Here is a 23753-nt window from a genome sequence, read left to right as displayed (position 1 = left end):
ACTGGCGGTTCCTCGTTACGGTCTGGGTTTTTCGGTCTGGTTGCGGGGCGGCCGGATGCCGGGGAACAGCAGCATAACAGCGGCCACCATGTGGAAGGCAACAAACGTCATCAGCGCACCGCCATAGGAGCCGGTGCCGTCGCGCAGCCAGCCGGCCAGCCCCGGCCCCACGCCCGCGCCGGTGTAAAGCGCGATATTGGCAAAGCCGTAGACCCGGCCATAGGCGGCCGGACCGAACGCGTCGCGCAACAGCAGCGGCGGCAGCATGACGATATTGCCGATCACGAACCCCGCCACCGCGGAGCCAAGATAGATCGCCGGCAACCCATCCGCCCGCAACACGATGGCGATGCCGACGGCCTGGGTCAGATAGGTCGCGGCGGCCAGCCAGGCGAGCGGCATCCTCGTGCTGAGCCACCCGGTCACCAACCGGCCCACCGCACCCGACAGAACGCCGACGCTGATGGCGTAGGAGGCCTCCGCCGCACTCAGACTCTCGCCCAGATAGGCGAGCTGGTGGGACAGATAGCCGACCTGGCTCGCATACCCCAGGCCACCCGCCAGCGCGATCCGCCAGAAGCGCGGCGTCCGCAACGCATCGCCGAGCGTGAAACTGGTCTCGGCACGGTGGGCGGCTGGCCGGTCGGCCCCCGCCGGCCGGCGCAATGCCAGCAGCGCCAGCGGCACCATGGTCACGGCCACCAGCCCGCCGATCACGCTCACGGTGGCGCGGAAGCCGTAATCGGTGCTGGCCTGCACCATCAAGGGCACGCTCACCGCCCCGCCAACGCTGGAGCCGGTGAGCGCCAGCGCCAGCGGCAGGCCGAGCCGGGCGCCGAACCAGGGCACCAGCGAGGCGCTGATCGCCGGCGTCGCCAGCAACGGATAGCCAGTGGCGAGCAGCGCATAGGCGGCGTAAAGCTGCCAGGGCTCGGTCAGCCAGCCCATGGCCGCGACGCCGCCGCCGACCGCCAGGCCGCCATAGGCGACTGCCAGCCGGGTGCCGACCGTGTCCGCAATCCAGCCGAACAGCAGCGTCACCGGGATCGCCAGCCAGAAAAACAGGGTCATAGCGTTGGCGATCAGGCCGGTGCTCCAGCCATGGGCGGCCTTCAGCGCCGGCAGATAGACCGTGTTGCCATAAAACACCGTGCCCCAGGCCAGCAGGGCCATCCAGAAGCAGACGGCGGTCATCAGCCAGGCATAGGCGGGCGGTTTGGACGGGGTCACGGACGGGTCTCTCGGCATGGCGTGGCTGGGAAACCCGGATAGGGGGCGCCCGAACAAGCGGGAGAGATTGCCTCCGCCCCGCCCGCCGGTCGAGAGGCAATCGTCCCCACGGCAACCGCGTGCGGCGGAATCCGCCCTTGCGGCACTCAGCGAATCCCGGTCGGATGCGAGGGCTCATCCTGCCCAAGCCGTGGTCCGCTTCCATGCCCGACGGCGACCTGTTCGCACCCGAAAGTCTCGACTCCATGCCTCGCAGCGAGCCCGATCCGCGTGCGGTGCTGCACGATGTGTGGGGTTACAGCGATTTCCGCCCCGGCCAGGCGCCGGTGATCGCGGCGGCGCTGGCGGGCGAGCCGGTGCTGGCGATCATGCCGACCGGCGGCGGCAAGTCGCTCTGCTACCAGCTTCCGGCCCTGGTGCGGGACGACCTTTCGGTGGTGGTCTCGCCGCTGATCGCGCTGATGCGCGACCAGGTGGCGAACCTGACCGCGGCGGGCGTGCCGGCCGGCACGGTCAACTCCGCCAACAGCCCGGAGGACAATCGCCGCGTCCTGGCGGCGCTGCACAATGGCGAGTTGCGGGTGCTCTATGTCTCGCCGGAGCGGCTGCTCTCCGACGACATGCTGGGCCGGCTGCGCAATCTGCGCCCCGGCCGCATCGCCATCGACGAGGCCCATTGCGTCAGCCAGTGGGGCCACGATTTCCGCCCGGACTATCTGCGCCTCTCGACCCTGGCCGAGCACCTGCCTGACGTGCCGCGCATGGCGCTGACCGCCACCGCCGACGCCGCGACCCAGCGCGATATCCTGGACAAGCTGTTTCCGGGCCAGGAGGCGCGGGTGTTCGTCTCCGGCTTCGACCGGCCGAACATCCGCCTCGCCATCCAGCCCAAGACCGGCGTCAAGGCGCAGGTGAAGGCCTTCGTGCAACGGCACAAGGGGGCGGCCGGCATCGTCTACTGCCGCAGCCGCAAGCGGGTGGAGGATGTGGCGGCGGCGTTGCAGGCCGACGGCATTCCGGCGCTCGCCTATCATGCGGGCTTGCCGGCTGAGCAGCGCGACGCGATCCAGGACCGGTTCATCGCCGAGGACGGCCTGGTCATGTGCGCCACCATCGCCTTCGGCATGGGCGTCGACAAGCCGGACATTCGCTTTGTCTGCCACCACGACCTGCCCAGTTCGATCGAAAGCTATTACCAGGAAATCGGCCGCGCCGGCCGCGATGGCGACCCGGCGGAGGCGCTGATGCTGTTCGGCGCCGACGACATCAAGCTGCGCCGCGATCTGATCGAAAGTTCGGAGAAGGCGCCGGAGCAGAAGCGCATCGAACACATGCGCCTGAACCAGTTGCTGGCGCTGGCCGAGACCGGGGATTGCCGCCGCCAGGCGCTGCTGGCCTATTTCGGCGAAAGCCGGCACGAGCCGTGCGGCAATTGCGACCGCTGCCTGACCCCGGCGGCGAAGGAGGACGGCACCATTGCGGCGCAGAAATTCCTCTCCGCCATGGTGCGCACCGGCCAGCGCTTCGGCGCCGAGCACCTGATCGCCATCCTACGCGGCGAGAGCGGCGAGCGCATCGTCAAGCTCGGCCACGACCGGCTGCCGACCTTCGGCGTCGGCCAGGAGCACTCCAAGGCCGAATGGCGGACCATCGCCCGGCAGTTGATGGCCGCCGACGTGATCCGCAGCGATTTCGAGGGCCATGGCGGCCTGATCCCGGGCGAGCATGCCCGCGCGGTGCTGAAGGGCGAGCGCAAGGTGCAACTGGTGCGCGACCCGAAGGCCGCGACCACGGCCAGGCTGCGACGGGCGGCGGCGGCGGGCGACGAGGCCGACCTGACCGGCGAAGCGGCCGAGACCTATGAGCGCCTGCGCAAGCTGCGGGCGCAGATGGCCGCCCGGCGCGGCGTGCCACCCTATGTGATCTTCTCGAATCGCACCCTCAGGGAAATGGCGCTGGCCCGGCCGCGCACGCTGGCGGAGCTGGGGGCGCTGTACGGCGTCGGCGCGCGCAAGGGCCAGGAATTCGGCTCGGCCTTCCTGGAAGCGCTGGCGCAATAGAGCGCTTTCGGTCCTGGTTAAACCCCTCATCTGCCCCATCTCCCGCGGACGCGGGAGGCCATGCCTGAGAGCTTCTCACAGGACAGGGAAGATGGCATGGTGAGCCAACGGGAAAAGGCTCCGCTTTAGCCGCCCGATCCCTGGGGACCGGGCGGCGGGCGGTGCGCCTACTCGTTCTGGCGGTTCTCGATCAGGTCGTCGACCACCTGCGGCTCGGCCAGGGTGGAGGTGTCGCCCAGATTGCCGAAGTCGTTTTCCGCGATCTTGCGCAGGATGCGGCGCATGATCTTGCCGGAGCGGGTCTTGGGCAGGCTCGGTGCCCACTGGATCAGGTCCGGCGAGGCGATCGGGCCGATCTCGGTCCGCACCCAGCGCACCAGTTCCGCCCGCAGCGCGTCCGATGGTTCCACGCCGGCGATCAGGGTGACATAAGCGTAAATGCCCTGGCCCTTCAGGTCGTGCGGATAGCCGACCACGGCGGCTTCCGCCACTTTCGGGTGGGCCACCAGCGCGCTTTCCACCTCGGCCGTGCCCATGCGGTGACCGCTGACATTGATCACGTCGTCGACGCGGCCGGTGATCCAGTAATAGCCGTCCTCGTCGCGATGGGCGCCGTCGCCGGAGAAATACATGCCCGGATACATGGCGAAATAGGTCTCGACGAAGCGGTCATGGTCGCCATAGACCGTGCGCATCTGGCCCGGCCAGCTGTCCAGGATCACCAGATTGCCGCTGGTGGCGCCGTCCAGCAGCGCGCCCTGGTCGTCGACCAGCGCCGGCTTGATGCCGAAGAAAGGCAGCGTCGCCGAGCCCGGCTTCAGGTCGGTCGCGCCCGGCAGCGGCGTGATCATATGGCCGCCGGTTTCGGTCTGCCACCAGGTGTCGACGATGGGGCAGCGGCCGTCGCCCACCACCTTGTGATACCAGAGCCAGGCTTCCGGGTTGATCGGCTCGCCGACCGAGCCCAGCAGGCGCAGCGACTGGCGGCTGGTGCGCTTCACCGGCTCGTCGCCGTCGCGCATCAGCGCGCGGATCGCCGTCGGCGCGGTGTAGAAGATCGCGACCTGGTGCTTGTCGCACACCTCCCAGAAGCGGCTGACGGTCGGGTAGTTCGGCACGCCCTCGAACATCAGCGAGATGGCGCCGTTGGCCAGCGGGCCATAGACGATATAGCTGTGGCCCGTGACCCAGCCCACGTCGGCGGTGCACCAATAGACCTCGCCCTCGCGATAGTCGAAGGTGTAGTGGTGGGTCATGGCGGTGAAGACCATATAGCCGCCGGTGGTGTGCAACACCCCTTTCGGCTTGCCGGTCGAGCCCGAGGTGTAGAGGATGAACAGCGGGTCTTCCGCGTTCATTTCCTCCGGCGGGCAGTCGGCCGAAACCTTGGCCATTTCGTCGTGATACCAGACGTCCCGGCCGCTCACCATGGTGACGGGGTTGCCGGTGCGGCGGACGACGATGCTGCGCACCGGCTTGCTGCAATGGTTGAGCGCCTGGTCGGTGTTGGCCTTCAGCGGCACGGTGCGGCCGCCGCGCAGCCCCTCGTCCGCGGTGATGACCAGGCGGGAATCGCAATCCTCGATCCGGCCGTGCAGCGCTTCCGGCGAGAAGCCGCCGAACACGACGGAGTGGATGGCGCCGATGCGGGCGCAGGCAAGGATCGCCACCGCGGCTTCCGGGATCATCGGCAGATAGATGGTGACGCGGTCGCCCTTCTTGGCGCCCTGGGCTTTCAGCACATTGGCGAACTTGCACACCTCTTCGTGCAGTTCGCGATAGGTGATGTGCTTGGACTCCGCCGGATCGTCGCCTTCCCAGATGATGGCGGTCTGGTCGCCGCGGGTCTCCAGGTGGCGGTCCAGGCAGTTGTAGGCCGCGTTGGTGGTGCCGTCGTGAAACCAGCGAATGTGCAGGTCGTCCTTGGCGTAGGAGACGTCCTTCACCTTGGTATAGGGCTTGAACCAGTCGATACGTTTGCCGTGCTCGCCCCAGAACCCTTCCGGATCCTCGACCGAGCGGCGGTACATTTCGTCATAGGCGGCGCGGTCGACATGGGCGCTTTGGGCGACGGCCGGCGTGACCGGGAACAATTCGTCGGTCATGGGTGCCTCCTCCAGGCAGGGCTCGGTGTGGCTGCGGGCAGCCTTTTTGTAGCATATGGTCTATCGCTGGCGGCTGGGCCAGACTATTGGACTTCCGTCCAGACGCCCATTCTAAGAGGAACGATCCATGCCTGCCTATGTCATTGCCCGCGTCAATGTTACCGATCCGGACCAGTACGCCAAATACCGCGCGGTCACGCCGGGCTGCATCGCGGCCTTCGGCGGCGAGTTCGTGGTGCGCGGCGGCGCGATGGAGACGCTGGAAGGGCCGCAGGAGGACCGGCGCATGGTGGTGATCCGGTTCGATTCCATGGAAAAGGCCCGCGCCTTCTACGAGTCCGAGGCCTATCAGGCCGCGATCCAGCTGCGCCAGCCGGCCTCGGAAGCGCAACTGGTCCTGCTCGAAGGATGCGCGGACTAGCCGGGATTCATGGGTCTCGCTTTCGGTTTCCTGCTGACCCTGGGCGCGATCTGGGGCCTGTCGGTCAGCACCAGCAAGCTGGCGGTCGCGGCGTTCGGGCCGATCTCGGTCGTGTTCTGGTACGCGCTGATCGCCTTTCTGGTGCTGAGCCTGGTGTCGGCGATCCGGCGCAAGCCGCCGCCGCTGAACGGCCGCCATCTGCGCTATTACCTGGCCAGCGGCCTGATCGGCTTCGCCATTCCCAGCCTGAACAACGTGATCGTGGTGCAGCACGTGCCGGCCGGCATTCTGTCGACCGTGATCGCGACCGCGCCGGTGTTCACCTACGCCATCGCGCTCGCGGCCCGGCAGGAGCGGTTCCAGGCCGTGCGCGCCATCGGCATCGGCCTGGGGCTGGTCGGCACGCTGGTGATCCTGCTGCCGGCCAACAGCCTGCCGGACGCCGCCATGGTGCCATGGGTGGCGCTGGGGCTGCTCACCCCCTGCCTGTATGGCGTGACCGCCGTGGTGATCAGCCGGTACATGCCGCGCGAGACCGATGCGATGACGCTCGCCAACGGGTTTTTGGCGGTGGCGACGCTGTTCTATCTGGCGATCCTGCTGGCCAGCGGCTCCGACGCGGTGCCCTGGCCGCCGGTCTGGCCGGCGAGCCATATGGTGCTCTGGCTCGGCCTGTCGTCGAGCGCGGCCTATGTGCTGTATTTCCAGATCATCCGCATGGCCGGCCCGGTCTATCTGAGCCAGGTCGGCTATCTGGTGGTCAGCATCGGCGTGCTGGCCGGCATGCTCATTTTCGGCGAGCGGCACAGCCTGTGGGTCTGGATCGGCATCGGCCTGATGGTGGCCGGGCTGGCGCTTGTCAATCTGGGACAGATGCGGGCCCGGCGCGCGATCCGGGCCGCCCGCTGAGCCGGCGCGCGGACAAATCGTACACCTTGCCGGGGCGGGCATGGACGGGCGCCGGGCCGCGGGCTAGCCTGGGCCGATCCGCACACGAACCGCGCCGAATCGAGGAATTCTCGCCATGTCCGAACTCTCCGGCCTGGAAATGGTCCAGGTCGAAATCGCCGACCACATCGCCGTCGTCACCATGAACAACCCGCCGGTGAACGCGCAGAACCAGCGCTTTCACGAGGACATGATGCTGGCCTTCGACACGCTGAGCGACTTGGCCGACGTGCGCGTCGCCGTGCTGACAGGCGCCGGCAAGTGCTTCTCCGCCGGGGCCGACATTCGCGGCCGCGCCGGCAAGGAGCGCGGGCCCGGCGAGCAGTGGCAGCACAGCCGCCGCGCGCGCGAGTGCTTCCATGCCATCGTGGAGTGCAAGAAGCCGGTGATCGGCGCCATCAACGGCCCGGCGCTGGGCGCGGGCCTGGCGGTGGCCGCCTCCTGCGATATCCTGCTGGCGGCGGAGGAAGGCAATCTGGGCCTGCCCGAAATCAATGTCGGCCTGCTGGGCGGCGGCCGCCACACCATGCGCCTGTTCGGCCATTCCAAGACGCGCATGATGATGTTCACCGGCCAGCGCCTGTTCGGGCCGGAACTGGCGCGCCTGGGCGTGGTCGAGAAGTGCGTGCCGCTGGCGCAGTTGATGCCGGAGGCCATGACGCTCGCCGCCGATATCGCCGCCAAGAGCCCGATCGCCATGACGCTTGCCAAGCACGCGCTCAACACGATCGAGGATATGAGCCTGCGCGACGGCTACCGCTTCGAGCAGAACATGACCGCGGAACTGGGCAAGTACGAGGACAGCAAGGAAGCCATGCTGGCCTTCGCCGAGAAGCGCAAGCCGGTATTCAAGGGGCGGTAGCGCACCGCGCACACGCTTGCAGCACCGGCGTTTCCCGGCCGCCGTGGAGCGGAGGGCCGGGACCGGTCGCTCTCGCGAACAGGACCGTCACCGGTGTTCGCACGCCGCGAGCGGCCCCGGATGGCGCGTTTTCGGCACGGGTTGCCCCCTCCTCATCCCCTCTCCCGCGCCAGCGGGAGCCCATGCCTGAGAGCTTCTCCCAAGGACACGGACTCTGTAATGGCCTCTCCGGCATGGGTCCCCGCTTCCGCGGGGACAGGGAAGCTGGGCTGGTGAGCCCGCGGGAAAAGAAACCGCGCTACAGGTCTCCCGTTACAGTTCTCCCAGGGCCATGCCCGGTTCGTAGTCGCGGTCGGGCACGTCCTTGACCACCGCCTGGCCGCAAATCACCGTCTTGCGCTCGGCGTCATAGGTCAGGGTGGGCGCGCCATGCAGCTCCCACCCCTTGTTCAGCATGGCGGTGACCCGGTGGCAGAAGGCCGAATCGTCCTTACCGGTCAGATAGCGATAGGCGCGCATCGTTAGGCCGCCAGTTGGAACCGGGTGCCGTCGAGCGCGGCGAACAGGGCCGCCTCTTCCTCGGCGCTGAGCGCCACCACCGGCGGGCGCGTCGTCAGCCAGCCCTTGTCGCCCGTATGGCGCGCGGCGATGGCCTTCAACGCCGGGATCAGCACCTGGCTCTGAATGGCGAGCCGCTGGGCGGTGAGTTCTTCCTGGATCGCGTCGACCTGGGGGTCGTCCTTCTTCGCCAGCACCTCGGCACAGAGAGCGACCGTGGCGTTGGCGGTGGCGCTGATGCAGCCGACGCCGCCCGCGCGCAGCACCGGCAGCAGGAACTGCTCCGAGCCGGCAAAGACACCGAAGCCGGGGAAGCGGCGGCACATTTCCAGCATGTTGTCGAGCTTGCCGCTGGAATCCTTGATGCCGGCGATCGTGGTCGGATAGGCCTTCAACAGCCGCTCGATCAGGTCGTGGCTGATCGGCGTCGCCGACATTTGCGGGAAATGGTAGAAATAGATGCGCAGCTTCGCATCGCCGACCCGCTGGATCACCTCGGAATAGGCGGCATAGAGGCCGTCGTCCGAGACGTTCTTGTAGTAGAATGGCGGCAGCATCACCACGCCGGCAGCACCATGGCTGAGCGCGTGCCTGGTCAGTTCCACCGTGTCGGGAATGGCGCAGGAGCCGGTGCCCGGCAGCATCTGGCTGCCGGCGATACCGCCTTCGGCCACCGCGTCCAGCAGCTTGCGCTTCTCCGCAACGCTGAACGAGTTCGCCTCGCCGGTGGTGCCCAGCACCGCCAGGCCGTTCGCCCCCTGGTCCAGCAGCCAGCGGCAGTGGGCGACGAATTTCGCGGTATCGGGGGAAAGGTCCGGGTTCATCGGCGTCAACGCCGCCACCCACACGCCGCCTGGCTGAGTCATGCTGCTGGTCTCCTTCTTCGCGCGCCCCGCCTCCGGGGCCGATCCCGGCGGAATGTGCCGTGGGATTTGCGGCGGACCTTAGGCGCGGACGGGCGCCCGGTCCAGGGGCCTTCCCGCCATCCGGGCGCCGCCGTTTCGCCGCGGCCCGCCCGGTCGTTGACCGAATCTTCGGAAAGATCGTACCGTCTGGAAGGACACCCGGCCCCCGGGCCGGACGACAGCAGAAAGGGAGGTCGATGCGGCTTCAGGCACCCGGTTCGGCCCGGCAATCGTCCCCCGGCCGGCCATCGGCAGTGCGAGGCAACGGCCCGAACGGGCCGGCCCTGCAAGCGTTGCAGGCAATGGCAACGCAAAGCCCGCAGGCCCGGCAGGCGAACGCCTGGCAACGGGCGGCGGGCGGTTCGGTTCGGAGCACCGCAAGCGGCAGGACGCGCCGCGGCGAGCCGCTGCAACGCAAACGCGATCCCGCCGCAAAGCAAACGACCGAGGACTTGGCTGACGCTCACATGGGCGACGAGTCCGAGAACGTGAATGAGCCTGCCGATGCGGAACGCCAGTACCAGGCGAGCCTGACCAAGGGCCGCGACCTGATCGGCGACGCGTTGGCCTGGTACACGGATGCAACCGCAAACGCTCCGGCCAGGGACGATCGGTCCGTGGTGCTCGATGTGCTAGGCGCCGGTTACAAGTATTTCTGGATGATCCGAGGCGACGAGGTCACGGTCTGCATCGACCGCAGTTCGCGCACCGACCATGTCCTGCCGCAGGAAATTTCCGGCTATGCCGCGTTCGACGATTTCGAGGACGATCAGAGTTGGATGTACGCGAACACGTTCAACGTCAGGACCGGAGCGTTCCACGCCAGCATCAACTACCGGACCATGGACGCAGACTTTGCCAAGACCGACGTCTACGATCCGCCGCTGCCGAATTCGACCATCATCTGGTTCCAGAAGGTCATCGCGACCCATGTTTACCGGAAGGCCCATCCCGACGCCGAAGTCTCCGGGCGGCTGCAATCCATCTCGCGCGAGCAGGTCGGCAACACGCAGACGCTCGCCACCATCTTCATGGCCGACACCGACCGCACGGCGTTCGAGGGCGGAACGGTGACCCTGACCGAACCCGATGAGGAAGCCATCGCCCTGCTGGGCTCGCCGAACGGCCGCTCGGCCCTGTTCGCGCTGATGGACCACATGCCGGGCAATGGCGCGGTCGATATCGCATCGGTCAGCTTTACCGAGGACGGTCTCGTGATCACCTATGTCTATGCCTGAAGCGCCCGAAACCCGGACCCATTCGGCCATCATCGCCACCGCAATCGGCCGCATGCTCCTGGTGGTGACGGCGAGCTATGTGGTCCGCGTCGGCTGGGTGGACGCCGCGGAACGCGCGCCCGCCGCCGACGCGCCGCCGCTGCTGGCCGAGGCCTGCCGCCAGGTGCGGGCCTATGCGCGCGGCGAGCGCAAGACCTTCGACCTGCCGGTAGCGCCGGCGGGCACGCCGTTCCAGCAACGGGTCTGGCGCCGGATGCAGCAAATCCCCTATGGCGAGACGCTGACCTATGGCGCGATGGCGGCAGCGCTCGATTCCAGCCCGCGGGCGGTGGGCGGCGCCTGCGGCAAGAACCCGATCCCGGTCGTCATCCCCTGCCATCGGGTGATGGGCACCAACGGCCGGCTCACCGGCTTTTCCGGCGGCGAGGGCGTCGCGACGAAACAGCGGCTGCTGGAACTGGAACGGGCCAGGCTCGGCCCATCGGATGGCGGCCTGCCCCTGTTCGACGCACTGGCCGAGCCCGCGGATCGCTAGAGGCGGAGGCCACGATGCGCGCGGATGATGCGGCAACGTCACTCTTTCTCCCAACCGCAACCTCCCGACAGCCCCCCCAACCGCACCCTCACACCCGCACCCTCACACCCGCAACCTCACACCCGCAACCTACCAACCACAACCGAGCTTTCCCGGACGCGGCCGCGCCCGCGATCCGGGATCTCCCGCCGGGTACGATGCAAGCCCCGGGAGTTCTCCCCGGCCAGAGGTCCCGGCTCGGCACCGGCCCTTCGGGCCGGCTCCGTCCGGGAAAGCGGTTAGAGTGCCAATCGGTTAACCTCCTACGGGGAGCCCTGCCCATGCAATCCTTCGCCGAAATCCACCGCCTCGCCGCAGACCGCCACGGCGGCGCGGACGCGCTGGAAGCCGGGCTTTCGAAGCCCAAGACTGCGGACGAACTCAAGGCCATTCCCGACCATCGCTGGCTCGCCATGTTCAGCCGCGTCGTGTTCCAGGCCGGCATGTCGTGGAAGGTGATCGACGCGAAATGGCCGGGCTTCGAAGAGGCTTTCCACGGCTTCGACATCGCCTATTGCGCCGGCCTGACGCCGGACGACCTGGACACGCTGGCCCAGGACACCCGCATCGTCCGCTCGCCGCCGAAAATCGCGAGCGTTGCCTTCAACGCCGCCCTGCTGCGCGACGTCGCCGTAGAGCACGGCAGTGCCGCCGCGCTGTTCGCGGACTGGCCGGCCGACGATTTCGTCGGCCTGCTGGACCTGCTCCGAACACGGGGCAACCGCCTCGGCGGCAATTCCGCGGCCTATGCCCTGCGCTTCCTCGGCTGCGACGGCATGGTGTTCGGGCGCGACGGCGTCGCCGCGCTGATCCGGGCCGGCGTCGTCGACAAACCGCCCAAGACCAAGCGCGACTTCGCCAAGGTGCAGGCGGCCTTGAACCAATGGCGCGCGGAAAGCGGCCGGACGCTGACCGAAATCAGCCAGATCCTGGCCAAGTCCATCGACGCCGCCGGCTGACCGGCCTATGCCTTCAGGATCGCTATCCGTCGCCCGCAGTGTTCCGCCATGACCGCTCCCCCCGTTCTCACCCCACTGGCCGATGCCGAGCGTCGGCTGGCGGCCCTGGAGCAGCAGGTGCAGGCCGACCTGTTCGCGCTGCGCCATCCCGAGAAGCTGTGGGTGCCGCCCAAGGCCTCGCCGGACGGGGCGCATGTCCACAATGTCGTCATCGCCGGCGCGGGGCAGGCCGGACTGGCGGTCGGCGGCCTGTTGCGGCGCGAAGGGGTCGACAATGTCCTGCTGATCGACCGACGGCCGGAGGGGCGCGAGGGCGTCTGGCACGATTTCGCCCGCATGCCGGAAATCCGCTCGCCGAAGCACTATCCGGGGCCGGACCAGGGTGTGCCCAACCTGACCTACGAGGCCTGGCACCGCGCCGCGTTCGGCGACGAGTCCTGGGATGCCATCGACCTGGTGCCCTTGCCGCAATGGAACGCCTATCTGGTCTGGATCCGCAAGGTGCTGGCCCTGCCGGTCCGCAACGAAACCGAACTGACGGCGATCCGGCCCCATGCCGTCGGCCTGGAACTGACCGTGCGCACGCCGGCGGGTGACGAGCGGCTGGTCTGCCGCCGGCTGGTGCTGGCGACGGGGCATGACGGCACCGGCCGCTGGTGGATGCCGCCCTATCTGGAGGCGCTGCCGGCGCAGCTGCGCGCCCAGGCCGCCGACCCGATCGACTTCGGCGCGCTCAAGGGCAAGACCGTGGCGGTGCTGGGCATCGGCGCCTCGGCGGGCGACAACGCCATCGCCGCGCTGGAGGCCGGGGCGGACGCCGTGCACATGTTCTGCCGCCGCGACACCATCCGCCGCCAGCAGGTCTATCGCTGGGTGATGAGCGCCGGCTTCCTGCGCCACTGCCACGAACTGGACGACGAATGGCGCTGGCGCTTCATGACCTATGTGCTGGAAACGCGCATGGCGATGCCGCCCAACACCTGGGCCAAGGTCTCGTCGCTGCCGGGCTTCCACCTGCACACCAGCGCCAACTGGCGGGGCGCGCGGACGGAGGGCGGCCGGGTGATCGCCGATACGGAGCAAGGACCCTTCGCCGCCGATTTCGTCATCGCCTGCACCGGCCACGACCAGGACCTGACCGCCCGGCCGGAACTGGCGCCCTTCGCCGACCGGGTGCAACTCTGGCGCGACGCCTACCGCCCGCCGGCCGACGAGGCGAACGAGCGGCTGGCCCGCTATCCCTATCTGGACCGCAATTTTGGCTTCATGGAGAAAGAGCCGGGCGCGGCGCCCTGGCTCTCGCGCATTCACGATTTCAGCTTCGGCCCGACGCTCTCCTTTGGCCCCAGCGGCTGTTCGATCAGCACGCTGCGCCTGACGGTGGAGATGCTGGTGGCCGGCATCACCCGCCAATTGCTGCGCGAGGACGTGGAAGAGCACTGGCGGGCGCTCCAGGCCCACCCGGACTATATTCCGTTCTGACCGGACGGGGCGTTGGCCCTCGCGCCCCCCTTCTCCCGCGGAGGCGGGAGCCATGCCGGAGAGCGTCTCCCAGGCTCCGGACTGTATCGGGAAGGCTCAGGCATGGGTCCCGCGTCAAGCGCGGGACGGGGGATGGGGCCGCGGCGACTGCGGTTCTATACCAGGGACCGTTGGCAGCAGGCGGCAGGCGCCCTACTCCACCACCTCGCCCCAGAGGTCGTAGGCATCGGCATCGGTGACGCGGACGCGGACGATCTCGCCGATTTCCAGCTCATTCTCGCCGTCCAGATAGACCTGGCCGTCAATGTCCGGCGCGTCGGCGCTGGACCGGCCGATGGCCTCGTCCTCGTCGACATCGTCGATGATGACGTCGATCTCGCGGCCGATCTTGGCGATCTGCTTCGCCGCGCTGATCTCCTGCTGCAACGCCATCAGCCGGTCGAAGCGCTCCTGCTTCACCGCATCGGGTACCGCGCCGGGCAGGTCGTTCGAGGGGGCACCCGTCACCGGCTCATACTGGAAGCAGCCGAGCCGGTCGATCTGCGCCTCCTCCAGCCACTCCAGCAACTCCTCGAACTCCGCCTCGGTCTCGCCGGGGAAGCCGACGATGAAGGTGGAGCGGATGGTGAGGTCGGGCACCTGTTTGCGCCAGGCGGCCAGGCGGTCCAGCACCTTTTCCTGGTTGGCGGGCCGGCGCATGGCCTTCAACACCCGCGGGCTGGCGTGCTGGAACGGAATGTCGAGATAGGGCAGCACCTTGCCCTCGGCCATCAACGGCAGCACCTGATCCACGTGCGGATAGGGATAGACATAGTGCAGCCGCACCCACGCCCCCAGCGAACCCAGCGCTTCGGCCAGGTCCAGGAAGCGGGTCTGGTATTCCCGGCCCTTCCAGGTGCTGGGCGCGTATTTCAGGTCGAGGCCGTAGGCGCTGGTGTCCTGGCTGATCACCAGCAATTCCTTGACGCCGGCCCGCACCAGGGCTTCCGCCTCGAACATCACCTGGGCCAGCGGCCGGCTCACCAGATCGCCGCGCAGATGCGGGATGATGCAAAACGAACAGCGGTTGTGGCAGCCCTCGGAAATCTTCAGATAGGCGTAATGGCGCGGCGTCAGGCGCAGCCCCGCCTCCGGCACCAGATCCTGAAACGGGTCGTGCGCCGGCGGCAGCGCGTCGTGGATCGCGCCCATCACCTGCTCGTACTGGTGCGGGCCGGTGATGGCGAGCACGTCCGGGTGCTCGCGCCGGATCAGGTCCGCGTCCTTGCCGAGGCAGCCGGTCACGACCACGCGGCCGTTTTCCGTCAACGCCTCGCCGATCGCCTCCAGGCTCTCGGCCCGGGCCGAGTCGAGAAAGCCGCAGGTGTTGACCAGCACCAGGTCGGCGCCGGCATAGTCGCCGACGATCTCATAACCCTCCGAGCGCAGGCGGGAGACGATGCGTTCGGAATCGACCAGGGCCTTGGGGCAGCCCAGGCTGACGAGCCCGACTTTCGGTGCGGTGACGGTTGGCATGGATCAGTTCTGTCCCGATGGCGGCGGCGTGGCCGTTTCGCCATTCTGCGGCTCCGGCGCATAGAGCGACCGGAATTGTTCGATATTTTCGCGCGCGTCCTGCAAATCGCGGAGCGAGTCGGAGCGGACCAGGGCCAAACCCTGCTCCAGCACCCGTTTCAGGCTGGCATAATCCTCGTTCGCCTCCTGCTCCGCGCACTCCAGATAGCGGCGCATGTGCAGCATATACTGGTTGAAGCCCTCGACCGCCAGATTGAAGGTCACCGCATCGGTGATCTGCACGTTCGGCGCCCGCGGCTTGTAGCAGCGGGTGGACTCCCAGACGCGGTAGTCCGTGACCTCCGGCCGGTCGAGCGTGCCGGCGCGGGCCGTGAGGGCGCCGCCGGCGACGATGACAACGGTGGCAGCGGTGGCCACAACGGCGGCGGGCAACAGCAAGGACCGGAACAGGGGCATGGCATCAGCTCGCAGGGTTGCGTTTGACGCGGCGGGTGACGGCGCTGGCGGTCAGCAGCACGCGCTCGCCGCAGGTGATCTGGCCGCGCACGAAGATCAGCTTGCCGCCGCGGCGCACCACCTCGCCGCGCGCCACCAGAAAGTCGCCGATGGCGCCGGAGGCGATGAACTGGGCGTCCAACTGCACCGTGATCGCCCGCTCGCCCGGCAGCCCTTCCCGCGCCGCCGCGCACAGGGTGAGGTCGGCCATGGTCATGAGCAAGCCGCCATGCGTGGTGCCGGCGGAGTTGCAGTGCTTCTCCTCCACCAGCAGCACGACCCGCGGGTCGCCGGCGGCCTCCAGCGGCTCGTAGAACGGGCCGGTGGCGATCTCGTGCGGGTCGATCGGGTCGGAAATGCGGTAGGCCGCGGGAAAATCGGCCGGGATCGGGCTCATCGGCGGCGAGGCTCCGGGCAGTGGGGGGCGGGCGAGGCCGCAGGTATACACAGGCCCGCAGCCGCGGGCAAAGGGCCCCGCCGCCGCGGGCTAAGGGCCTCGACGCCGCTTTAGCGACGCCGGCGCACCTCGCTCGCCTGCATCAAAACGATGCCGCCCAGCACCAGCGCCGCGCCGGCGGACTGCAACGGCGTCAGCAACTCGCCGAACAACAGGAAGGCCGCGACAATGCTGACCACCGGTTGCAGGTTGGTGAGCATGGCGCTCTTGGCCGGGCCGATATGGTGGATGGCGACATAGAACAACGGGATGGAACTGGCCTGCAACAGCGCGACGCCAATCATGCCGGCCCAGCCGACCGGCGCCGTCGGCAGGACGACCGCATCGCGGGCCACCGCGACCGCGATCAGGCAAAGCGCCGCCACCACGGCCATGTGCCAGAACATGACCCAGCGGTCGCCCTTGGGCAGAACCCGGGCACTGCCGATGACGTTGACGGTGGTGGCGATGGAGGCCGACAGGCTGAGGGCGACGCCCAGCGGGTGCGCGGTCTCGAAGCTGACCCCCAGCATCAGCGCCAGGCCGACAAACGCGATCAGCACCGAGGCCACCTGCACGCCGCCGGGCCAGCGCCGGGCCAAGGCGGCCTCACCCAGGGCGATCAGCGGCGGAAAGGTGAAGAACAGCAGCGCGGCCAGCCCGATCGGGATGAACTGCACGGCGGCGATGTTGCCATAGAACATCACCGCCATGGGCAGGCCCAGCAGGAAGCACAGGAACCAGAGCCGCCAGGACAGGCGCAGGCTGCGCCCGGTGGCCAGACAATAGGCACCCGTCAGCAGGACGAGCAGGGTTGCGCGCAGGGCCGCTACGGTGACGCCATTGGTGCCACCTTCGTAGGCAAACCGCGCCACCGCGACCGCCAGGCCCAGCCCGACCGAGCAGGAAAACGCCGCCACATAACCCATCATCGCGCCGAGCCGCTTCCCGCGGCTCGTGCTGGATCGGATCAGGAGAGGCCGCGAATTACCGGAATGCCAAGATCCTTGATCTTCTTGCGCAACGTGTTGCGGTTCAAGCCCAACATTTTGGCAGCCTGGATCTGGTTGCCGCGCGTGGAAGCCAGCGACAGCCGGATCAGCGGCGCCTCCACCTCGCGCAGCACCCGGTCATAGAGGCCCGGCGGCGGCGGCAGGTCGTCATGGGCGTCGAAATAGCGTTTCAGCACCCGCTCCACCGCGGTTTCCAGGCCCTCGTCCGCCGGCACGGTGGCCCCGCCCCCTTCCGGTTCGGGCGGCGCGGAAATGTCGGCCAGCTCCATCTCCACCGATTCGAGCCGGATGACGTCGTCGGTGTAGAGCGCCACCAGCCGGCGCACGAGATTTTCGAGTTCGCGCACATTGCCGGGCCAGCGGTGCTGGCGCAGGCGGGCGATGGCGGTGGGCTCGATCTGCTTTTGCGGCAGCCCCTCCTGGGCCACGCGGGAGAGGAAGTGATGCACCAGGTCCGGCACGTCCTCCAGCCGTTCGCGCAGCGGCGGCAGGCGGATCGGCACCACGTTCAGGCGGTAGTAGAGGTCCTCGCGGAACTGCCCCAGCCGGATCAACTGGCGCAGGTCGCGGTGGGTGGCGGCGACGATGCGCACGTCGGCGCGGATCGGCGTGCGGCCGCCGACGGTGGTGAACTCGCCCTCCTGCAACACCCGCAGCAGGCGGGTCTGCGCCTCCAGCGGCATGTCGCCGATCTCGTCCAGGAACAGGGTGCCGCCGGCCGCCTGCTCGAACTTGCCGGCATTGCGCTGCACCGCACCGGTGAAGGCGCCCTTCTCGTGGCCGAACAGCTCGCTTTCGATCAGTTCGCGTGGCAGGGCGGCCATGTTCACGGCGACGAACGGGCCGTGGCGGCGGCGGCCGTAATCGTGCAGTGCGTGGGCGACCAGTTCCTTGCCGGTGCCGCTTTCGCCGTGGATCATCACCGTCAGGTCGGTGCTCATCAGGCGGGCCAGCACCCGGTAGATTTCCTGCATCGCCGGCGAGCGACCGATCAGCGGCAGGTCCTCTTCCTCGTGATTCCTGTCGGCGGCGACCGCATTGGCCGGCTCGCTCAGCGCACGCTCGACCGTGCGCACCAGTTCGCGCAGGTCGAACGGCTTCGGCAGATAGTCGAAGGCGCCGCGCTCGGTCGCCTTGACCGCGGTCAGCAGGGTGGAATGCGCGCTCATGACGATGACGCGCAGGTCGGGCCGGCGCTTCTTGATGCGCGGCACCAGATCCAGGCCGTTTTCGTCCGGCATCACCACGTCGGTGATGACGAGATCGCCGGCGCCATCCTCGACCCAGCGCCACAGCGTCGCCGCGTGCGCCGTCGCCCGGACCTCGTAGCCCGCCCGGCCCAGCGCCTGGGTCAGCACCGTGCGGATCGCCCGGTCATCATCGGCAATCAGGATGGTTGCCGGCTTCATTGCCACTCTCCTACGCGAATCGTTCGCAGTGATTACACCCGGATCGTTCATAGCGTCCCCGCTGCCACCGGCAACATGACGGTGAAGACCGTCCGCCCCGGCTCGCTGTCGCATTCCACCAAACCCCCGTGCTCGCTGACGATTTTCGCCACCAGCGCCAGCCCGAGCCCGTGCCCGCCCGGCTTGGCCGAGACGAACGGATCGAACAGGTGCGCCCGCATGTCGTCGGGCACGCCGGGCCCGTTGTCCTGGATGCGCACCACCAGCGGCAGGTCCACCGGCTTGGCCGCACCCGGCACCATCAGGCGCACGCCGTGCTCGTAGGCGGTGGAGAGCACGATCTCGCCCCGGTCCCGGCTCACCACCTCGCACGCGTTCTTCAGCAGGTTGACGAAAACCTGGATCAGCTGGTCGCGATGGCCGAAGGCCGGCGGCAGCGAGGGGTCGTAGCGCTCGATCAGGCGAATGCCCTCGCCAAAGCCGGTTTCGGCGATGCGCCGGGCGCGCTCCAGCACCTCGTGGATGTTCACCGGCCCCCGCTCCAGTCCGCGCGGGTCGGCCACCAGGCCCATGCGCTCGACCAGGCCATTGATGCGGTCCACCTCGTCGCAGATCAGGGTGACGAGTTCCTGATCCTCCGCCGACGCGGCCATTTCCAGCAGCTGGGCGGCGCCGCGAATGCTGGCCAGGGGGTTCTTGACCTCGTGCGCCAGCAGCGCCGCCATGGCCGCGACCGAGCGGCCGGCATGGCGGTGCAGCAATTGCTGGTCGACCCGCTGGGCAATGGTGTGCGGCGAGATCGACAGCACGATCCAGCCCTGGTCGCGCCCGTCGGCGTCCAGCACCGGGGAAAGCTGCACCGAGACCGCCGGGATCGACACCCGCGGCGTCTCCAGCGGGATGCCGTGGTCGGCAATGCTGGCAACGCTGCCGCGCACCTGGCGCGCCAGCGCGTGCAGGGGCGAATCGGCGGGGATGAGTGCGTCCAGTCGCTGCCCGATCAGGCCGTGCCGGCTGGTTTGCAGGATCTGCTCCGCCGACGAATTCGCCTGCCGCACCACGTCATTGGCATCGATCACCAACACCGCAGCCGACAGCGCTTCCAGGATTGCACTGGCATCGGGCACAGATTCGAGGAGCATCTGCATAAATCTTGTTCATTTTCCTAAATGATGAATTCTTGAGCAATTTAGGTGCACCGCACACAGATTGCAAGCCCTCTGTTGCGTTTGCGGTGCCCGTGCTATCGGGACGCATGCCCGAGACCCGACCCGAGTCCCTACCCCAGACCGCCGCCCTGATCGTCGCCGCCGGCCGCGGCAGCCGCTTCGCCGGCGCGGCGCCGAAACAATACGCCTGCCTCGGCGGCCAGCCGCTGCTGCGCCGGGCGGCGGCGGCGCTGCTGGCGCATCCGGCGATCGGCACGGTGGCCTGCGTGATCCACCCGGACGACGGCGCCGCCTACGCCCGCGCCACCGCCGGCCTGCCGTTGTTGCCGGCCGTCGCGGGCGGCCCGACGCGGCAGGCATCGGTGCGCAACGGCCTGGAATCCCTGGCGAACCTGCCGGAGCCGCCGGCGCGGGTGCTGATCCACGACGCGGCACGGCCGTTGCTGATGCCGGCGGTGGTGGACCGGGTGCTGGCGGCGCTGGCGGATGCGCCGGGCGCCATCCCCGCCCTGGCCGTGGTGGACACGCTGAAACGGGCCGATGGCGCCGGCGCCATTGCCGAAACCGTGCCGCGCGCGGGCCTCTGGCGCGCCCAGACCCCCCAGGGCTTCGATTTCGCGGCGATCCTGGCGGCCCACCGCGCCGCGCCGCACGAGGATTTCACCGACGACGCCGACCTGATGCAGGCGGCAGGCCACCGCGTCCGGCTGGTCGAGGGAGACGACATCTTGCTGAAAGTCACCACCGCCGCGGACCTCGCCCGGCTGGCGGCGCTGCTGGCGGCGACACGCGAAACCCGCACCGGGTTCGGCTATGACGTGCACGCGTTCGCGGAACCGAAGGGCGCCACGGGCGCCGCGGGCGCCGCGGGCGCGGGCGACCATGTCACGCTCGGCGGCGTGCGCATCCCGCACACCCGCGGGCTGGCCGGCCATTCCGATGCCGATGTCGGCCTGCACGCGCTCTGCGATGCGCTCTATGGCGCGCTGGCCGAGGGCGATATCGGCCAGCACTTCCCGCCCTCCGAAGCGGCCTGGGCCGGAACGGACAGCGCCGTGTTCCTGCGCCATGCCATGGCGCGCGTCGCCGCGCGCGGCGGGCGAGTGCTGCACCTGGACCTGACCCTGGTCTGCGAGCGGCCGAAGATCGGCCCGCATCGCGACGCCATGCGCGCCCGCATCGCCGCCCTGGCCGGCCTTGCGCCCGACCGGGTGGCGGTGAAGGCCACCACCAGCGAGCGCCTGGGCTTCACCGGCCGCGAGGAAGGCATCGCCGCCCACGCGGTCGCCACGGTGGAACTGCCGGCGGGCACGCCAGAGAGCGCGGAAGCGGGCGGCAGGGATCCGGCGCCATGATCGCAAAACTCCTCGCCACCTGGTTCGGCAGCGGCCTGCTGCCGAAGGCGCCGGGCACCTGGGGCTCACTGGCGGCGCTGCCGCCGGGCCTGCTCCTGCTTTGGGCCGGCGGGGTGGAACTGCTGGCCATCGGCACGCTGGCGGTGAGCCTGGCCGGAATCTGGGCCGGCGGCCGCTATGCCGCCGCCCTGGGACGGGACGACCCCGGCGCCGTCGTCATCGACGAAGTGGCGGGCCTGTGGCTGGCCCTGCTGCCCTGCGCCGCGCTGGCGCCCCTGGAGATCGCCCTGGCCTTTCTTCTGTTCCGCGCCGCCGATATCCTGAAGCCCTGGCCGGCCTCCTGGGCCGACCGCACGCTTCCCGGCGGACTCGGGATCATGGCGGACGACTGGATCGCCGGCGTCTATGCCGCGCTGGCTCTCGTCCTGCTGCAATCCGGAGGCCTGGTATGAGCCTGTTTCCCGACGACGTGGTCGCCCTGGCGACCGAGGCGCTGGCCGCCTTGCGCCGGGCCGGGTTGCGGGCGGCCACGGCGGAGTCGTGCACCGGCGGCCTGATCGCCGCGGCATTGACCGAGATCGCGGGCTCCAGCGATGGCATCGGCCGCAGCTTCGTCACCTATTCCAACCTGGCCAAGCGCGAGGTGCTGGGCGTGCGGGCGGAAACCCTGGCGGCCCATGGCGCCGTTTCCCCCCAGACGGTGACCGAAATGGCGGAGGGGCTGCTGCGCATTGCCGGCGACGATGCGGACCTGGCCGTGGCGGTCAGCGGCCTCGCCGGTCCCGGCGGCGGCTCGCCGGAAAAACCGGTCGGCACCGTGCACCTGGCCATTGCCAGCCGCGGCGGCCCGACCGCAACCCTGCACCGGGTCTATGCGGGCGACCGCAGCGCCGTGCGCCTGGCCGCCGTGCGCGACGCGCTGGCGCTGATCAAGACGCGGGCCGCCGGCTGAGCCGGTCACGCCGCGCGGCGACGCGCCAGCCCTGCGAGCCCCGCCGCGCCAACCGCCAGCAGCGGCAACACGCCCGGTGTGGGCGCGGCCACGGCATCGCCGAAGAACTCGACCTCGCTCAGCATGATCCAGATATTGCTGCCGCGGCGCTGGATGCCCACGTCGAACGAGGACGCCACGATGTTCAACCCGGTCACCTCCACCGCAAACGGCGCCGAGCCGGCCGGGTCGGCGATCGCCTGCGCCACGCCGTCGACGGTCACCCCGGCCGGCGCCATCACACCGCCCAAGCCGTTCGGATCGTCGAAATGGAACACGACGCGGTTGATGGTCGGCGTGCCCGAAAAATAGAAGGTGATGGTGGGGTCGAAGGTGAACCAGCCCACATAGGGCCCGTTCGGCGCGATTTCGGCGTCGATCCAGTTCTGGGTGGCGACAACCCCATCGGTCAGATCGCCGACACCGCCGGACAAGGCCGCGCCATTCGCGGCCTTGTTGCCGGAGCCGGTGTAGGTTTCATCGTGATAGGTGTAGGTGCCGCTTTCGCCATTGCGCATGTCATAGCGGATCGGGTCGATCTGCACCGCCTGCGCGGCGGATGCAACCAAACCCGTCAGGCCGGCCAACGACGCGCCAACCAACCGAAAATCCATCTCTCGTCTCTCCAAACGTCGTCCTTGATGGTCAACATCTCTGTCGTACCATAATATTACCGACATCATAAGAGTCCCGAGAGCCCCCGCGCGGCCGTCCCTCAGACGTGCTCGTCGTCGGCGGTCATCAGTCGGAACAGCAGCGCGCCGACAATCGCGCCAACAATGGGCGCGACCCAGAACAGCCAGAGCTGATCCAATGCCCACGATCCCTGGAAGATCGCCTGGCTGGTGCTGCGCGCCGGATTGACCGAGGTGTTGGTCACCGGAATCGTCACCAGATGGATCAGGGTCAGGGCCAGGCCAATCGGGATCGGCGCGAAGCCGGCCGGCACGCGGCCATGCGTCGAACCCAGGATCACGATCAGGAAACCGGCGGTCATCACCGCCTCGATCACCAGGGCCGAGACCATATTGTAACCGCCGGGCGAATGCGCCCCATACCCGTTCGATGCAAAGCCGGCACTGGCGTCGAACGCCGGCCCGCCGCTGGCGATCACATAGAGCACCGCCGCCGCGGCGATCGCGCCCAGAAGCTGGGCGATAATATAGCCGGGCAGGATTTTCGCGCTGAAGCGCCCGCCGACCACCATGCCGATCGAGACCGCCGGATTGAAATGGCCGCCGCTGATATGCCCCACCGCATAGGCCATGGTCAGCACCGTCAACCCGAACGCCAGCGCCACGCCCATAAAGCCGATGCCCAAATCGGGAAAGGCCGCCGCGAGCACGGCGCTGCCGCATCCGCCCAGCACCAACCAGAATGTTCCAATGAATTCCGCAATCAACTTGCCCATTTCCAACTCTCCACGTTGCGTTACTTAAATAAAGCCCGCAATTCGGTACCGTGATTTTGTGGGAAACTGATGGCAAGCGATCCTCTGCGGCGCCAGGTCGCATGAGCCGATCACGCCGGGCCGGACCGTCCGTCGGTCAGGCGGGATCGGGGCGGCGCATCACCACGTGTTCGGGCTCGGCGGTGAGCACGCCTTCGTCTTTCTGATTGCGCACATCCCAGGACAGGCCGACATAGCCCCGGTCCGACCGCGACGACGGCGTCAGCGTCTGCACCGTCACCAGCACCCGCAGCGTGTCGCCCGCATAGACGGGCTTGAGGAAGCGCACCCCGTCCAACTTGCGGCCGGTGATATTGGTGCCGGCAAACAGGCCGATGCCGTGCACCAGCCGGAAGCAGACGCTGAGCGTGTGATAGCCGCTGGCGATCAGACCGCCATAAATCGAATGCTCGCGCGCATAGTCGGCGTCGGTATGGAAGGGCTGCGGGTCGAACTGCCAGGCGAAGTCGATGATTCCGGCCTCGGTGAAGGTGAAGCCGGCGGAGGCGAACCGCTCGCCCACGGCGAGATCGTCGAAATAGCGGGCGGCGACGCTTTGGACCGGCGGTGCCATCGCC

General features: G+C 68.7%; 24 protein-coding genes. 11 read left to right on the top strand and 13 right to left on the bottom strand.

Features of this window, described 5'->3' with window-relative positions; translation table 11 throughout:
* Positions 1 to 15: 15 nt before the first annotated feature.
* Positions 16 to 1230 (bottom strand): MFS transporter, encoded by a 1215-nt coding sequence (locus H6844_02950; protein ID MCB9928357.1) that lies wholly within the window; start codon positions 1228 to 1230, stop codon positions 16 to 18.
* Positions 1231 to 1475: 245 nt separating this feature from the next.
* Here H6844_02950 and recQ point away from each other — a divergent pair, with 245 nt between their 5' ends.
* A complete protein-coding gene (gene recQ / locus H6844_02945; protein MCB9928356.1) occupies positions 1476 to 3290 on the top strand; it encodes a DNA helicase RecQ in 1815 nt (604 codons plus the stop codon).
* Positions 3291 to 3457: 167 nt separating this feature from the next.
* On the opposite strand, the gene acs is transcribed toward recQ, so the two are convergent.
* Positions 3458 to 5395, bottom strand: coding sequence for an acetate--CoA ligase (gene acs, locus H6844_02940; GenBank protein ID MCB9928355.1), 1938 nt, complete (start codon positions 5393 to 5395; stop codon positions 3458 to 3460).
* 127 nt (positions 5396 to 5522) lie between these two features.
* Between acs and H6844_02935 the strand changes: the two genes are divergently transcribed.
* From H6844_02935 to H6844_02925, 3 genes are all read left to right on the top strand, one after another.
* Positions 5523 to 5816, top strand: a complete 294-nt coding sequence (locus tag H6844_02935) for a DUF1330 domain-containing protein (protein MCB9928354.1) — start codon at positions 5523 to 5525, stop codon at positions 5814 to 5816.
* A gap of 9 nt (positions 5817 to 5825) precedes the next feature.
* The gene (locus H6844_02930; protein ID MCB9928353.1) at positions 5826 to 6725 is read left to right on the top strand and encodes a DMT family transporter; all 900 of its coding nucleotides are present in this window, start codon (positions 5826 to 5828) and stop codon (positions 6723 to 6725) included.
* Between the two features lie 115 nt (positions 6726 to 6840).
* The gene (locus tag H6844_02925) at positions 6841 to 7626 is read left to right on the top strand and encodes an enoyl-CoA hydratase/isomerase family protein (protein MCB9928352.1); all 786 of its coding nucleotides are present in this window, start codon (positions 6841 to 6843) and stop codon (positions 7624 to 7626) included.
* Positions 7627 to 7938: 312 nt separating this feature from the next.
* Here the strand turns inward: H6844_02925 and H6844_02920 are convergent, their stop codons facing one another.
* Positions 7939 to 8145: a DUF1737 domain-containing protein gene (locus tag H6844_02920; protein ID MCB9928351.1), complete on the bottom strand. Its 207-nt coding sequence runs from the start codon at positions 8143 to 8145 to the stop codon at positions 7939 to 7941.
* A gap of 2 nt (positions 8146 to 8147) precedes the next feature.
* Entirely contained in the window at positions 8148 to 9050 is a 903-nt protein-coding gene (locus tag H6844_02915; GenBank protein ID MCB9928350.1) for a dihydrodipicolinate synthase family protein, read from the bottom strand.
* A gap of 491 nt (positions 9051 to 9541) precedes the next feature.
* On the opposite strand from H6844_02915, the gene H6844_02910 reads away from it, so the two are divergent.
* The 4 genes from H6844_02910 to H6844_02895 all read left to right on the top strand — a co-directional run bounded on the left by H6844_02910 (position 9542) and on the right by H6844_02895 (position 13342).
* Complete coding sequence (locus tag H6844_02910; protein ID MCB9928349.1) at positions 9542 to 10327, top strand: hypothetical protein; 786 nt, start codon at positions 9542 to 9544, stop codon at positions 10325 to 10327.
* Positions 10314 to 10862 (top strand): methylated-DNA--[protein]-cysteine S-methyltransferase, encoded by a 549-nt coding sequence (locus tag H6844_02905; GenBank protein ID MCB9928348.1) that lies wholly within the window; start codon positions 10314 to 10316, stop codon positions 10860 to 10862. The genes H6844_02910 and H6844_02905 overlap by 14 nt, the downstream gene beginning before the upstream one ends.
* Before the next feature lie 320 nt (positions 10863 to 11182).
* Positions 11183 to 11860 carry a DNA-3-methyladenine glycosylase I gene (locus H6844_02900; protein MCB9928347.1) on the top strand — a complete coding sequence of 226 codons (678 nt, stop codon included), beginning with the start codon at positions 11183 to 11185 and terminating at the stop codon, positions 11858 to 11860.
* Positions 11861 to 11908: 48 nt separating this feature from the next.
* On the top strand, positions 11909 to 13342 hold the full coding sequence (locus tag H6844_02895) for an NAD(P)/FAD-dependent oxidoreductase (GenBank protein ID MCB9928346.1): 1434 nt from the start codon (positions 11909 to 11911) through the stop codon (positions 13340 to 13342).
* 192 nt (positions 13343 to 13534) lie between these two features.
* On the opposite strand, the gene rimO is transcribed toward H6844_02895, so the two are convergent.
* From rimO to H6844_02865, 6 genes are all read right to left on the bottom strand, one after another.
* Positions 13535 to 14857 carry a 30S ribosomal protein S12 methylthiotransferase RimO gene (gene rimO / locus H6844_02890; protein ID MCB9928345.1) on the bottom strand — a complete coding sequence of 441 codons (1323 nt, stop codon included), beginning with the start codon at positions 14855 to 14857 and terminating at the stop codon, positions 13535 to 13537.
* Positions 14858 to 14860: 3 nt separating this feature from the next.
* Positions 14861 to 15313: a hypothetical protein gene (locus H6844_02885; protein MCB9928344.1), complete on the bottom strand. Its 453-nt coding sequence runs from the start codon at positions 15311 to 15313 to the stop codon at positions 14861 to 14863.
* A 4-nt stretch (positions 15314 to 15317) separates the two neighbouring features.
* On the bottom strand, positions 15318 to 15749 hold the full coding sequence (locus tag H6844_02880; GenBank protein MCB9928343.1) for a PaaI family thioesterase: 432 nt from the start codon (positions 15747 to 15749) through the stop codon (positions 15318 to 15320).
* A gap of 110 nt (positions 15750 to 15859) precedes the next feature.
* The gene (locus H6844_02875) at positions 15860 to 16720 is read right to left on the bottom strand and encodes a DMT family transporter (GenBank protein MCB9928342.1); all 861 of its coding nucleotides are present in this window, start codon (positions 16718 to 16720) and stop codon (positions 15860 to 15862) included.
* Between the two features lie 38 nt (positions 16721 to 16758).
* Entirely contained in the window at positions 16759 to 18210 is a 1452-nt protein-coding gene (gene ntrC / locus H6844_02870) for a nitrogen regulation protein NR(I) (protein ID MCB9928341.1), read from the bottom strand.
* Between the two features lie 47 nt (positions 18211 to 18257).
* Complete coding sequence (locus H6844_02865; GenBank protein ID MCB9928340.1) at positions 18258 to 19358, bottom strand: PAS domain-containing protein; 1101 nt, start codon at positions 19356 to 19358, stop codon at positions 18258 to 18260.
* A 107-nt stretch (positions 19359 to 19465) separates the two neighbouring features.
* Here H6844_02865 and H6844_02860 point away from each other — a divergent pair, with 107 nt between their 5' ends.
* From H6844_02860 to H6844_02850, 3 genes are read left to right on the top strand one after another with little or no spacing between them, the layout of a single operon-like run.
* Positions 19466 to 20734, top strand: coding sequence for a bifunctional 2-C-methyl-D-erythritol 4-phosphate cytidylyltransferase/2-C-methyl-D-erythritol 2,4-cyclodiphosphate synthase (locus H6844_02860; protein ID MCB9928339.1), 1269 nt, complete (start codon positions 19466 to 19468; stop codon positions 20732 to 20734).
* The gene (locus H6844_02855) at positions 20731 to 21186 is read left to right on the top strand and encodes a phosphatidylglycerophosphatase A (GenBank protein ID MCB9928338.1); all 456 of its coding nucleotides are present in this window, start codon (positions 20731 to 20733) and stop codon (positions 21184 to 21186) included. The genes H6844_02860 and H6844_02855 overlap by 4 nt, the downstream gene beginning before the upstream one ends.
* On the top strand, positions 21183 to 21686 hold the full coding sequence (locus H6844_02850) for a nicotinamide-nucleotide amidohydrolase family protein (protein ID MCB9928337.1): 504 nt from the start codon (positions 21183 to 21185) through the stop codon (positions 21684 to 21686). Before H6844_02855 ends, H6844_02850 begins: the two co-directional genes overlap by 4 nt.
* A gap of 5 nt (positions 21687 to 21691) precedes the next feature.
* Here H6844_02850 and H6844_02845 read toward each other — a convergent pair whose 3' ends face one another.
* The 3 genes from H6844_02845 to H6844_02835 form a co-directional block, all read right to left on the bottom strand.
* Positions 21692 to 22339, bottom strand: a complete 648-nt coding sequence (locus tag H6844_02845) for a PEP-CTERM sorting domain-containing protein (GenBank protein MCB9928336.1) — start codon at positions 22337 to 22339, stop codon at positions 21692 to 21694.
* Between the two features lie 101 nt (positions 22340 to 22440).
* The gene (aqpZ, locus tag H6844_02840; GenBank protein MCB9928335.1) at positions 22441 to 23136 is read right to left on the bottom strand and encodes an aquaporin Z; all 696 of its coding nucleotides are present in this window, start codon (positions 23134 to 23136) and stop codon (positions 22441 to 22443) included.
* 136 nt (positions 23137 to 23272) lie between these two features.
* A complete protein-coding gene (locus H6844_02835) occupies positions 23273 to 23749 on the bottom strand; it encodes a MaoC family dehydratase (protein ID MCB9928334.1) in 477 nt (158 codons plus the stop codon).
* Between the last annotated feature and the right edge of the window lie 4 nt (positions 23750 to 23753).

The organism is Alphaproteobacteria bacterium (assembly GCA_020638555.1).
Taxonomy (GTDB): Bacteria; Pseudomonadota; Alphaproteobacteria; order Bin95; family Bin95; genus JACKII01.
The sequence above is the reverse complement of the archived record's forward strand: the minus strand, read 5'-3'. Positions and strand labels throughout refer to the sequence as shown.